Below are 12,537 nucleotides of genomic sequence, written 5' to 3'. Positions count from 1 at the left end.
GAAACGGAAGGAGGGCATCCACTTGTTCCCAGAAAGTGCAACTACGGTCGGATCGTGAGCACCACCGACTCTGCGTCCGACCTCGAGCGACCGCTGCGCGCCGACGCAGCGCGCAACCGCGAGCTGATCCTGCAGACGGCGCGCAAGTGCTTCGCGGAGCGCGGGCTCTCCGTCACGTTGAACGACATCGCGCACGAGGCCGGCGTCGGGGTCGGCACCGTCTACCGACGGTTCGCCGACAAGGACTCCCTGATCGAGGCGCTGCTCGCCACCAAGTTCGAGGCCATGAACGACGCCGCAGCGCGCGCCGCGGACGTGTCCGACCCGCGTGAGGCGCTCCGGGTGTACCTGATGGGCGTCTTCGCGTTCCGTGCACGCGACCGTGCCCTCGCCGACGCCATCGTCCGTGCCGGCAAGGCCCGACCGTCCATCGTGCAGGAGCGCGACCGGCTCGAACGGCAGGTCGCCGCGATCATCGGCCGTGCCGAGACCGCCGGCGTCGTCCGCCCCGGCTTCGACTACCGGGACCTGCCGATGCTCACCGCGATGGTCGGCGCGGTCGCCGACGCCACCCGCGAGCACGACCCGGACGCCTGGCGCCGCTACGCGGAACTCCTGATCCAGGGCGTCCTGCCGGGCACGGACGACACCGCGCCGATGCTCGGCGACCCGCTGGACCGCGAGTCGATCGAGCGCGCGCTGCACGCGCAGTCCTGACGCGTCCGCGCGGACCGCGCGCGGCTCTGGTGCCAGCCGACTCCGGACTGGAGGCCCGTGGCGGCGCCGCCACGGGCCTCCAGTCCGGCGGTGGTCGCCACCAGAGCCCCCAGCGCGACGGGCGCGGCCGGACCTGCCAGACCTGCCAGACCTGCCAGACCGGCTACAGCCAGCTGGGGATCCAGTAGTGCGACCGGACGAAGTCCCACGGCACCTGCGTCGCCGTCCACATCGGGTACCAGTAGACCGAGGCCAGCACGACGACGCCCAGGTACACGCCGACCCACAGGATCGCCCGTGACCTGCGTGACCGTTCGTCGCTCCGCCTGCCGAGCACCAACCCGATCGCGGCGGCCAGCGCCATCACCATGTAGGGCTCGAAGGCGATCGTGTAGAACTGGAACACCGTCCGGTCGACGTACATCAGCCAGGGCAGGTACCCCGCCGCGACGCCGAGCAGGACGAAGCCGTACTCCCACTTCCGGCGCAGGATCCAGAGCACGAGCAGCGCCACCGTCGCGATGACCGAGGCGTACCAGATGAACGGGTTCGCGATGCCGGTGATCGCCTCGCCGCAGCGGTTCGCCCAGCAGCCGTCCTGTCCGGCGTCCGTGCCGACGTAGAACATCGACGTGGGGCGCTGCATCACGAGCCAGAGCAGCGGGTTCGCCTGGTACGAGTGCGGGGTGTGCAGCCCGATGTTGAAGGCGTAGATCTCCGACTGGTAGTGCCACCAGTTCTGCAGGCTGTCCGGCACCCAGGCGAGCAGCCCGGTCCAGCGTTCGCCGCCCGAGGACAGCCAGTTGCGGTCCCAGCCGTCCTTCGACACGAACCAGCCGGTCCACGACGCCACGTAGGTCACCGCGGCGATCGGCACGGTCAGCAGGAACGACACCGGTGCCTGCTGCAGCAGCGCGCTCGACGACCAGAACTCGACCCCGGCACGGCGGCGCATCATCATGTCGCTCAGCACGGAGTACACGGCGAAGAACGCCAGGAAGTACACCCCCGACCACTTCGTCGCCGCTGCCAGCCCGAGTGCCAGGCCCATCGCGAACAGCCACGGCCGCCACCAGAACACCGGCCCCCACAGGGTGGTCCTGCCGGCGGCGGCGCGGGCGGCCACCCACTCGTCGAGCCGCCGTTGACCCTGCCGACGGTCGAGCAGCAGCGCCCCGAACCCGAGGATGACGAAGAAGGTCAGGATGCCGTCGAGGAGCGTCACCCGCGACATCACGATCGCCTGCCCGTCGATCGCGAGCAGGAAGCCGGCGAGCGTGCCGATCATCGTCGAACGGAACAGCGACCGGGCGATCACCGCGGTGAGGAACACCGTCGCGATGCCGAGCACGGCCACCGTGAAGCGCCAGCCGAACGAGTTGTCCGCCCCGAACAGCAGCATCCCGAGGCCGATGAGGTACTTGCCGAGCGGCGGGTGCGCGATGAACTCCGCGGCGCTCGTGAAGATGTCCGTCTCACCGCGCACGAACCGGTCGTCGGTCGTCGGGGCGGTGTCACCGCTCGGGTTCGCGGGCCAGGTGCCCTCGTACCCGAGGTGCACGATCGACCAGCCGTCCTTGACGTAGTACGTCTCGTCGAACACGAGCGAGTGGGGGTTGCCGAGGTTCACCAGCCGCAGCACGGCGGCGAGGAGCGTCACGGCGAGCGGACCCGTCCACCGCCACACGGCGACCCGCTGCGACGTGGAGAGCACCCGCCCCCACCAGTCGTCCAGGCGCGAGCCGACCGGCCCGTCGGGCACGGCCGTGCGGTCGTCGGTCAGCTCGCTGGTCATCGCTGAGCATCCTACGGATCGACCACATGTCCCCGCTGCGACGGGGCTGCTCGCGCCGACGCGGCCGCGCCGGGCCGCGCCGGGGTCGCGGTGCGGGGACAATGGGTGCGTGATCGTCCTCGCAGCAACGCCCATCGGCAACCTCGGGGACGCCTCGCGCCGTCTCGTCGAGACCCTCTCCAACGCCACGGTCGTCGCGGCGGAGGACACCAGGACCGCCATCCACCTGATGCGTGCCCTGGGCATCGAGAACCGTCCGCGGCTCATCGCCCTGCACGAGCACAACGAGCGGGCGAAGGCGTCCGAGGTCGTCGAGCTCGCCCGCGACGAGGACGTCGTCGTCCTCACCGACGCCGGCATGCCCGCGATCAGCGACCCCGGCTTCCCGCTCGTCGAGGCCGCCGCGGCCGCCGGGGTCACCGTCACCGCCCTGCCCGGGCCGTCGGCCGTGCTCATGGCGCTCGCCGTGTCCGGGCTGCCCACCGACCGCTTCACGTTCGAGGGGTTCCCGACCCGCAAGGCCGGTGAGCGCCGCCGGGCGTTCCAGTCGCTCGCGGGGGAGCAGCGGACGATGGTGTTCTTCGAGTCGCCGCACCGTCTGGCCGAGACCCTTGCCGACATGGCAGTCGGGTTCGGGGGCGACCGACGCGCCGCGGTCTGCCGCGAGCTCACGAAGCTCTACGAGGAGGTCCGCCGTGGGCCGCTGGACGAACTCGTCGAGTGGGCGTCCGAGGGCGTCCGAGGCGAGATCTGCATCGTCGTCGCCGGCGCCGCCGAGGCCACCGAAGAGGCCACGCTCGACGACGGGGTGCGCCTGGTGCTCGAGCGGGTGGCCGCCGGCATGCGCATGAAGGAGGCAGCCGCGGCGGTCGCGGACGCGACCGGGCTGTCGAAGCGGGACCTGTACGAAGGGGCGCTCGCGGCGCGCTGAGCGGGCTCGTCACGTTCGCGTCCGCCGGTCTGGAGGCGCGGGGCGGGCCCGCCACGGGCCTCCAGGACCCGGTTCTCCACAGTCCACCGCCGCACGCGTCATCAGGGTTCGGTGCGCCCGTAGGATGGTCCGCATGTCCGCCGGGTCCTCGTTCAGCATCACCACGCCGATCTTCTACGTGAACGACGTGCCCCACATCGGGCACGCCTACACCGAGGTCGCCGCGGACTTCCTCGCGCGCTGGCACCGGCAGCGCGGTGACGACACCTGGCTGCTCACCGGCACCGACGAGCACGGGCAGAAGATCCTGCGCACCGCCTCGGCGAACGACGTCTCGCCCAAGGAATGGGCCGACCGGCTGGTCAACGACGCCTGGAAGCCACTGCTCGACACGGTCGACGTCGCGAACGACGACTTCATCCGCACCACCGACGAGCGGCACGAGCGCGGCGTGACGGCGTTCCTGCAGAAGCTCTACGACGACGGCTTCATCTACGCCGGCGAGTTCGAGGGCTTCTACTGCGTGGGCTGCGAGGAGTACAAGCAGCCGAGTGACCTGGTCGCCGGCACCGGTGCGTACGAGGGTCAGCAGGTCTGCGCGATCCACTCGATCCCGGTCGAGGTGCTGGCCGAGCGCAACTACTTCTTCCGGATGTCCGACTTCGAGCAGCGCCTGCTTGACCTGTACGAGTCGAACCCGCTGTTCATCCAGCCCGAGAGCGTCCGCAACGAGATCATCTCGTTCGTCAAGCAGGGGCTCCGCGACCTGTCGATCTCGCGCTCCAGCTTCGACTGGGGCATCAAGATCCCGTGGGACAGCGACCACGTGCTGTACGTGTGGTTCGACGCCCTGCTCAACTACGTCACGGCGCTCGGCTACGGCACCGACGACGACGAGGCCTTCAAGCGCCTCTGGCCGAGCGTGCACATCGTCGGCAAGGACATCGCCCGCTTCCACGCCGTCATCTGGCCGGCGATGCTCATGGCCGCCGGGCTGCCCGTGCCGGAGCGCGTCTTCGGTCACGGCTGGCTGCTCGTCGGCGGCGAGAAGATGTCCAAGTCGAAGCTGACCGGCATCGCGCCGTCCGAGATCACCGACACGTTCGGGTCCGACGCGTTCCGCTACTACTTCCTGCGCGCCATCACCTTCGGGCAGGACGGCAACTTCAGCTGGGAAGACATCTCGGCGCGCTACCAGGCCGAGCTCGCGAACGGCTACGGCAACCTCGCTTCGCGCCTGGTCGCCATGCTGCAGAAGTACTGCGACGGCGAGGTCCCCGCTCGCGGCGAACTGACCGAGTCCGACCAGGCGATCGATGCCCTGGCCGTGTCGGTCACCGAGCGTGCCGACGCCGCCATCGCCGCCTTCGCCCCGCACGAGGCGATCGCGAGCGTGTGGGAGCTCGTCGACGCCCTGAACGGGTACATCACCGAGCAGGCGCCGTGGGCCCTGGCGAAGGACGACGCCAACCGCGAGCGCCTCGGCACGGTCCTGACCACCGCGCTCCGCGGCCTCGGCACCGTCACCGTCCTGCTGTCCCCGGTCATGCCGAAGGCGACCGAGAAGCTCTGGGCCTCGATCGGCGCCGGCGGGTCCGTCGCCGAGCAGCGGGTCGACCGCGCGTACGAGTGGCAGGGTGCGTCGCACGTGGTGCCGCTCGAGAGCGGGCTGTTCCCCCGGATCGAGCAGGTCTCCGCGTGACCGACGCCGAGTCGCACGTCCGGTCCCGCGGTGACGGGGCGTCCGGTGGCTCGAAGCGCGACCTGACGTACCCGCCACTGCCGCAGGCGCTCGTCGTGCCGGTGTACGACAACCACACCCACATGGAGATCGCCGACGGTGTCGGCGACGGGGGTGACGGTCCGCTCGAGTACCGCGAGCACCTCGACCGTGCCTCGAGCGTCGGCGTGCGCGGTGTCGTGCAGGTCGGCACCGACCTCGCCACCTCGGAGTGGTCCGCGTCGATCGCGGCTCGGGAGCCCCGGGTCCTGGCGGCCGTCGCGCTGCACCCGAACGAAGCGCCCGTGCTGCAGGAGCAGGGGCTGCTCGACGAGCACCTCGCCGGCATCGAACGGCTCGCCGCCCTGCCGCGGGTCCGGGCGATCGGTGAGACCGGCCTCGACTTCTTCCGCACCGGCGAGGACGGCCGTGACGCCCAGGTCCGTTCGTTCGAGGAGCACATCCGCATCGCGAAGGAGCACGACCTCGCGCTGACGATCCACGACCGCGACGCGCACGACGCCGTGGTCGAGGTCCTCGACCGCGTGGGGGCTCCGGAACGGACCGTCTTCCACTGCTTCTCCGGCGGGCCGGACCTCGCCCGGCTCTGCGCCGAGCGCGGCTGGTACATGTCGTTCGCCGGCACCGTGACGTTCAAGAACGCCGCCGTGCTGCGTGAAGCCCTGGTCGTCGCCCCGCGGCACCTGATCATGATCGAGACCGATGCACCGTTCCTGACGCCCACCCCGTTCCGCGGCCGCCCGAACGCGCCGTACCTCATCCCGCTCACCCTGCGGTCGATGGCGGAGACGCTCGGCACGGACGCCTCGATGCTCGCGGCCCAGATCGCCTCGAACACCGAGCTCGTCTACGGCGCGTGGGACGCCGAGCCCGTGACGGTGGACGAGTAGTCGTGGGTGCACTGCTCGGCCCGGCGGAGATCCGGGAGCTCGCGGCCGAACTCGACGTCACCCCGACGAAGAAGCTCGGGCAGAACTTCGTGCACGACGCCAACACTGTGCGCCGCATCGTGTCCGTCGCCGGTGTGACCCCGTCGGCGCAGGTGCTCGAGATCGGCCCGGGGCTCGGGTCGTTGACGCTCGGGCTCGCCGAGACCGGCGCGCCCGTCACCGCGGTCGAGATCGACAGGCGTCTGGCTGCCAAGCTCCCGTCGACCGTGTCGTCGATGCAGCCGGACGCCAGGCTGACGGTCGTGCAGCAGGACGCCATGACCGTCGCCGCCACGGACCTCGACGTCGAGCCGACGCACCTCGTCGCGAACCTGCCCTACAACATCTCCGTGCCCGTGCTGCTGCACCTGCTCGCGACCTTCCCGTCGATCGAGCGGTCGCTCGTCATGGTGCAGGCCGAGGTCGGGTACCGGCTCGCCGCGGGCCCCGGCAGCAAGGTCTACGGGTCGCCGAGCGTCAAGGCCGCCTGGTACGGGTCGTGGAGCACCGCCGGGTTGGTGAGCCGGCAGGTCTTCTGGCCGGTGCCGAACGTCGACAGTGTCCTGGTGGCGTTCGACCGGCTCGAGCCCCCGGGCGACGAGCTCCTGCGGTCGCGGGTGTTCACGCTGGTGGATGCCGCGTTCCAGCAGCGGCGCAAGATGCTGCGGCAGAGCCTGTCCGGTGTGCTGGGCGGCAGTGCGCACGCGTCCGAGGTCCTGACGGCGGCGGGCATCGACCCGACCGCCCGCGGTGAGGCGATCGGTGTGGACGACTTCGTGCGGCTCGGGCGGACGGTCCTGGCGGCTGCGGAGTAGTCCGTCCCCTCGCCCGGTGTCCGCCCCGCCGTGACGCCTGCGTGCCTGCTGACCGCGATGGTGCGAGGTTCCGTGGTCCGTGCGAGCCGAAGTGCCTCGCACCGAACACGGAACCTCGCACCATTCGAGGCACCCGGGTCAGTGCTCGCGGGACGCCATCATCTCGAGGATCTGCTGGTGGTTGCCGTTCCGCTCGGCGAAGCGCAGCGGGTGCACGTTCTGCACCAGGATCTCCGGGGCAGCGCCGGACTCGATGAGTGCCATGACCTCGTCGGCGAAGGCGTCGAGCGGCATCCCACCGAAGTCGGCGCCGCCCATCAGGTCGGTCATGACGGCCGGTGGGGCGAGCTCGAGCACCTCGACGGACGAACCGACGAGCTGCTGCCGCAGGGCCTGGGTGTACGAGTGCACCCCGGCCTTCGTGGCGTTGTAGGTCGGCGTGGCGGTCAGCGGCACGAACGCGAGACCGGACGTGACGGTCATCAGCGTCGCGGCGGGCTGGGCGAGCAGGTGCGGCAGGAAGGCGTCGATGAGCCGGATCGTCCCGACCAGGTTCGTCTGGATGGTCTCGATCGCGTCGTCCATGTGGTCCGAGGAACGCAGGTCCTCGTTGCGCATGATGCCGGACATGGTGATCAGGGCGTCGAGCGTCGGGTACGCCTCGAGCACCGAGGTGGCAGCGGCCTCGATCGACGACGCGTCCGCGACGTCGATCTGCGCGGTGCCGAAGCCGTGCTCGGCGGCGAGGGAATCGAGGAGCGCCTGACGACGCCCGCCGATGACGACGGTGCTGCCGGCGGCCTGCAGGCGCTGGGCGAGCGCGAGACCGATGCCCGAGGTCGCGCCGGGGATGAAGACGGTGGAGTTCGTGATGTCCATGACCACCACGATGCTCCGCGGACAGGGTCGCAACCAGAGCGCGGTCATCGGGGGATCGGCGATCCCTGGCACCCGGGCAGGAAGCGGACGACAATCGACCCATGGACCGTGCCGCGCTCGCCGACTTCCTCCGCCGTCGCCGTGAGCTGCTGCGCCCCGAGGACGTCGGTCTCGGGCAGGGTCCACGACGCCGGACCCCGGGGCTCCGCCGTGAAGAGGTCGCTGCCCTCGCCGGCATGTCCGTCGACTACTACACGCGACTCGAGCAGCAGCGCGGACCGCAGCCGTCCGAGCAGATGATCGCCGCGATCGCCCGGGCCCTGCGCTGCAGCCTCGACGAGCGCGACCACCTGTTCCACCTGGCCGGGCAGAACGCCCCGACCCGGATGCACCGCGCCGACCACGTCGACCCGGCGATCCTGCGGGTCCTCGACCGGCTCGAGGACACCCCGGCGATCGTCGTCAGCCACCTGGGCGAGCCCCTGGTCGAGAACCGGCTCGCGGCGGCGCTCCTCAGCAGCTCGGTCGACCTGCCGGGCAACCGGCGGTACCAGGCGTGGCGGTGGTTCGTGACGGGTGAGGAGCTCGCGAAGTACGCGCCCGAGCAGCACGAGCGGCTGGGTCGGGTGGTGGTCGCGTCGCTCCGCGCGGCTGTCGGGCTCGCGGGTCCGGGCGACCGTCGGGCGACGGAACTCATCGCCGAGCTGCAGACGCGCAGTGCCGAGTTCCGCGACCTCTGGGCCAAGCACGAGGTGGCCACGCGCTGGTCGGACAACAAGACGATCGTGCAGCCGGAGCTCGGCCGCATCACCGTCGACTGCCAGGTGCTGCACACCGACGACCAGGCGCAGGCCCTGCTGCTCTTCACGGCGCCTCCAGGATCAGAGGACGCGCAGAAGCTCGAGCTCCTCGGCGTCGTCGGACAGCAGACCTTCGCCGGCTGACGACCTCGCACGGTGCGGGTTCGCTCGGCTCGTGCGAGGTTGGTCGACCCCGCACGGTGCGAGGTTGGTCAGCCCGTGCATCGTTGACCGCTTGGTGCCGCCCTACAGTCCGCCACCGAGCGACCGACCTCGCACCGACCGGACAAGCGCGCACCGTGCGACCCCCGCCCCCGCCCCCGCCCGCGCCCCCCGCCCCCCGCCCCCCCCCCCCCGAGAAGCAACGCCACGTCACACACTTGGGCACGTGCGGTATACCGTGCCTAGGGTGGGGGCGTGAGCAACCCGCGCGTGTACGTCATCCACGAGAACCCCGAGTGGTTCCCCCCGCTCGCCGCTGCCTTCGAGGCCGAGGGCGTCCCGGTCGAGGAGATCCTGCTGACCGAGGGGCAGATCGACCTCGCGGCCGAGCCGGCACCCGGCGTCTACTGGAGCCGCATGTCCGCGAGCTCCCACACCCGCGGCCACGAGCACAGCAAGGAGTACACCCGCGCGATCCTCGGCTGGCTCGAGCGTGCCGACCGCCAGATCGTCGGCGGCAGCCACGTGCTCGAGCTCGAGGTGTCGAAGGTCGCCCAGCACGGTCTCCTGCAGCAGGCCGGGTTCGACGTGCCCCGCACCACCGCCGTGTTCGGCACGACGACGCTCAAGGACGCCGCCCGCGCCTTCACCGACGGGCAGGACGTCCCCTTCATCACGAAGCACAACCAGGGCGGCAAGGGCCTGGGCGTGCGCCGGTTCGACTCGCTCGCCGAGTTCGACGCCTACGTCGACAGCCCCGAGTTCGAGGCCCCGGTCGACGGCATCACCCTGCTGCAGGAGTACCTGACGGCCCGCGAGCCCTTCATCACCCGCGTCGAGTTCGTCGGCGGCGAGTTCGTGTACGCCGTCCGGGTCGACACGAGCGCCGGGAGCTTCGAGCTCTGCCCCGCCGACGCGTGCGAGGTGCCCCAGGTCATCGCCGGTGCCGTCTGCGACGTGCCCGGCACCGAGACCGCCGGTGCGCCCCCGGCGTTCGCCGTCCGGACCGAGATCACCGCCGAGCACCCGCTGGTCCAGCAGCTCCGCACGTTCCTCGCCGACCAGCGCATCACCATCGCGGGCGTCGAGTTCATGGAGACGACGGACGGCCGCACCGTCGTCTACGACATCAACACGAACACGAACTACAACCCCGCGGTCGAGGAGTCCGCGCCGGCCTCCGGCCCGCGCTCCATCGCGAAGTACCTCGGTGGTCTGCTGGAGACGCAGTACGCGGCGCAGCTCACGGCCTGAGAACGCAAGAACCACCGGACTGGAGGCCCGTGGCGGGCCCGCCACGACTGCCTCCGCTGGCTCCGGCAGCGCGACCCGCACAACGCTTCGCGTCGTCAACCAGCGGCTCCCGCCCGTCCGCCTTTCCCACACCCCCAAGGAACCAACGTGCGATTCGGATACTGGACCCCGCTCTTCGGCGGCTGGCTGCGCAACGTCGACAACGAGAACATGCCGGTCACCTTCGACTACGTGAAGCGCCTGGCGCAGCGCGCCGAGCGGATCGGCTTCGACCTGACGCTCGTGCCGGAGCTCAACCTCAACGACATCAAGGGCACGGCCGCGCCCTCGCTCGAGGCGTGGTCGCTCGCAGCGGCGATCGCGGCGACGACCGAGCGCCTGGAGATCATGGCGGCGATGCGTCCCGGGTACCACCTGCCCGCGGTGACGGCGAAGCAGGCGGCGACGATCGACGACATCTCGTGCGGCCGGTTCACCTTCAACGTCGTGAGTGCCTGGTGGGCGGAGGAGGCGAAGCAGTACGGCGGGATCTTCTCGGAGCACGACGACCGGTACAAGCGCACCGCGGAGTTCGTCGAGGTCATGAAGGGCCTGTGGCGCGAGACCCCGTACTCGTTCTCGGGCGAGTACTACGACATCGAGAACGCGCACCTCGAGCCGAAGCCCCGCGTGACGCCGCGCATCTACGCCGGTGGGGAGAGCGAGGCCGGCAAGGCAGCGATCACCGGGTACGCCGACGCCTACGTCACGCACGGCGGCACGGTCGAGGAGCTCCGCGCGAAGATCGACGAGATGAAGCAGCGCCGCGTCGACGCCGGCCTGCCGCCGTTCGAGGCGTTCGGCATGGCCGCGTACGTCATCGTGCGCGAGACCGAGGAAGAGGCGCAGGCCGAGCTCGCCCGGATCACCGACGTGCAGCACGGCAAGGCGTACGAGTCGTACCAGGACTTCATCTCGAAGTCGCAGCTCGAGCACGTGCCCTCGCTCGAGGACTACTCGGTGTCGAACCGCGGCCTGCGCCCCGGGTTCGTGGGCACGCCGTCGCAGGTGGCCGACCGCATCCGTGAGTTCGAGGACGCCGGGGTCGACACGCTCCTGCTGCAGTTCTCGCCGCAGCTCGAGGAGATGGACCGGTTCGGCGAGCAGGTCATCCCGCTCGTCCGGCAGTCGGTCGGGGCGCAGTCCTGATGGGTGCCGCGCCGACCAACGCCGAGGACGGCTGGGCGTTCGAGACGCGCCAGATCCGCGCCGGCTTCAAGGCCGACCCGGGCTGGGGCGCGAACGTGCCGCCGATCGCGCAGAGCGCCGCGTACGTCTACCCCTCGGGCGAGGACGCCGCCGCGCGCTTCATGCTCGACGCCCCCGGCCACACCTACACGCGGGTGAACAACCCGTCGGCGGCAGCCCTCGAGCGCCGGATCGCCGACCTCGAGGGCGGGATCGGTGCGCTGGCGCTGGCGTCCGGGCAGGCGGCGACGTCGCTGGCCGTGTTCGGTGTCGCACGCGCCGGTGACCACGTGGTGTCGAGTGCCTCGCTGTACGGCGCGACCTACACGCTGTTCGCGTCGACCCTGCGGGACCTCGGCATCACCTTCACGTTCGTGCAGGACCCGACGGACCTGTCCGAGTGGGCAGCGGCGGTGCGTCCGGAGACGAAGGCGTTCTTCGGCGAGTCCATCCCGAACCCCCGCGGGGACGTCCTGGACTTCGCCGGGGTGGCCGGGGTCGCACACGAGGCCGGTGTGCCGCTCATCGTCGACAACACCATCGCGACGCCGTACCTGGTGCGCCCGATCGAGCACGGCGCCGACATCGTCGTGCACTCCGCGACGAAGTACCTGGCCGGACACGGCAGCGCCATCGCCGGGCTCATCGTCGACAGCGGGAACTTCGACTGGGCCGCGCACGCCGACGCCTACCCGCAGCTGGCCTCGACCGAGCAGTCCGGGTTCGCGAACACGAACTTCGCCGAGAAGTTCGGGCGACGGGCGTTCATCCAGCGCACCCGCTCGAAGCTGTCCGCCGACCTCGGGCCCGCGATCGCACCGTTCAACGCGTTCCTGGTGCTGCAGGGCATCCAGACGCTGTCGCTCCGCATGGACCGGCACGTGTCGAACGCCGCCACCGTGGCGAGCTGGCTCGACGCACACGACCAGGTCGAGCACGTGCACTACGCCGGCCTGCCGGACTCGCCGTGGCACCACCTGCAGCAGCGCTACGTGCCGAAGGGGCCGTCGGCCGTGCTGTCGTTCGACCTGGCCGGCGGGGTCGCCGCGGGTCGCCGGTTCGTGGCGGCGCTCGAGCTGTTCGACCACGTCTCGAACCTCGGTGACGTCCGCTCGCTCGTCGTGCACCCGGCGTCGACCACCCACGTGCAGATGACCTCGGCCGAGCGGGCGGCCGCCGGGGTGGGGGACGGACTCATCCGCCTGTCGATCGGCCTCGAGCACATCGACGACATCACCGCGGACCTGGCGCGGGGGTTCACGGCAGCCGCAGCGGGATAGGTTGGGG

Annotated in this window: 11 protein-coding genes; 9 read left to right on the top strand and 2 right to left on the bottom strand. The window is 70.9% G+C overall.

The genetic code is table 11. The features are described from left to right. Positions 1-54: 54 nt before the first annotated feature. The gene (locus DEJ20_RS14665; RefSeq protein WP_111236837.1) at positions 55-717 is read left to right on the top strand and encodes a TetR/AcrR family transcriptional regulator; all 663 of its coding nucleotides are present in this window, start codon (positions 55-57) and stop codon (positions 715-717) included. 163 nt (positions 718-880) lie between these two features. On the opposite strand, the gene DEJ20_RS14660 is transcribed toward DEJ20_RS14665, so the two are convergent. After that, positions 881-2,512, bottom strand: a complete 1,632-nt coding sequence (locus tag DEJ20_RS14660; protein WP_111236838.1) for a dolichyl-phosphate-mannose--protein mannosyltransferase — start codon at positions 2,510-2,512, stop codon at positions 881-883. 109 nt (positions 2,513-2,621) lie between these two features. Between DEJ20_RS14660 and rsmI the strand changes: the two genes are divergently transcribed. From rsmI to rsmA, 4 genes are all read left to right on the top strand, one after another. Beyond that, a complete protein-coding gene (gene rsmI / locus DEJ20_RS14655) occupies positions 2,622-3,443 on the top strand; it encodes a 16S rRNA (cytidine(1402)-2'-O)-methyltransferase (RefSeq protein ID WP_111094536.1) in 822 nt (273 codons plus the stop codon). 133 nt (positions 3,444-3,576) lie between these two features. Next, a complete protein-coding gene (gene metG / locus DEJ20_RS14650; RefSeq protein WP_111234346.1) occupies positions 3,577-5,145 on the top strand; it encodes a methionine--tRNA ligase in 1,569 nt (522 codons plus the stop codon). Continuing rightward, on the top strand, positions 5,142-6,074 hold the full coding sequence (locus DEJ20_RS14645; RefSeq protein ID WP_071406527.1) for a TatD family hydrolase: 933 nt from the start codon (positions 5,142-5,144) through the stop codon (positions 6,072-6,074). The genes metG and DEJ20_RS14645 overlap by 4 nt, the downstream gene beginning before the upstream one ends. Positions 6,075-6,076: 2 nt before the next feature. Continuing rightward, entirely contained in the window at positions 6,077-6,928 is an 852-nt protein-coding gene (gene rsmA / locus DEJ20_RS14640; protein ID WP_111236839.1) for a 16S rRNA (adenine(1518)-N(6)/adenine(1519)-N(6))-dimethyltransferase RsmA, read from the top strand. 138 nt (positions 6,929-7,066) lie between these two features. Here rsmA and DEJ20_RS14635 read toward each other — a convergent pair whose 3' ends face one another. Then, the gene (locus DEJ20_RS14635; RefSeq protein WP_111236840.1) at positions 7,067-7,807 is read right to left on the bottom strand and encodes an SDR family oxidoreductase; all 741 of its coding nucleotides are present in this window, start codon (positions 7,805-7,807) and stop codon (positions 7,067-7,069) included. Positions 7,808-7,908: 101 nt separating this feature from the next. Between DEJ20_RS14635 and DEJ20_RS14630 the strand changes: the two genes are divergently transcribed. The 4 genes from DEJ20_RS14630 to DEJ20_RS14615 all read left to right on the top strand — a co-directional run bounded on the left by DEJ20_RS14630 (position 7,909) and on the right by DEJ20_RS14615 (position 12,530). Next, a complete protein-coding gene (locus DEJ20_RS14630) occupies positions 7,909-8,751 on the top strand; it encodes a helix-turn-helix transcriptional regulator (protein WP_111236841.1) in 843 nt (280 codons plus the stop codon). Between the two features lie 273 nt (positions 8,752-9,024). Continuing rightward, positions 9,025-10,023: an ATP-grasp domain-containing protein gene (locus DEJ20_RS14625; RefSeq protein WP_111235752.1), complete on the top strand. Its 999-nt coding sequence runs from the start codon at positions 9,025-9,027 to the stop codon at positions 10,021-10,023. 147 nt (positions 10,024-10,170) lie between these two features. Continuing rightward, positions 10,171-11,211: an LLM class flavin-dependent oxidoreductase gene (locus tag DEJ20_RS14620; RefSeq protein WP_071406522.1), complete on the top strand. Its 1,041-nt coding sequence runs from the start codon at positions 10,171-10,173 to the stop codon at positions 11,209-11,211. Beyond that, positions 11,211-12,530: an O-acetylhomoserine aminocarboxypropyltransferase/cysteine synthase family protein gene (locus DEJ20_RS14615; protein ID WP_111235753.1), complete on the top strand. Its 1,320-nt coding sequence runs from the start codon at positions 11,211-11,213 to the stop codon at positions 12,528-12,530. The genes DEJ20_RS14620 and DEJ20_RS14615 overlap by 1 nt, the downstream gene beginning before the upstream one ends. Positions 12,531-12,537 lie beyond the last annotated feature (7 nt).

This window comes from Curtobacterium sp. MCSS17_005 (assembly GCF_003234225.2).
Taxonomy (GTDB): Bacteria; Actinomycetota; Actinomycetes; order Actinomycetales; family Microbacteriaceae; genus Curtobacterium; species Curtobacterium flaccumfaciens.
The sequence above is the reverse complement of the archived record's forward strand: the minus strand, read 5'-3'. Positions and strand labels throughout refer to the sequence as shown.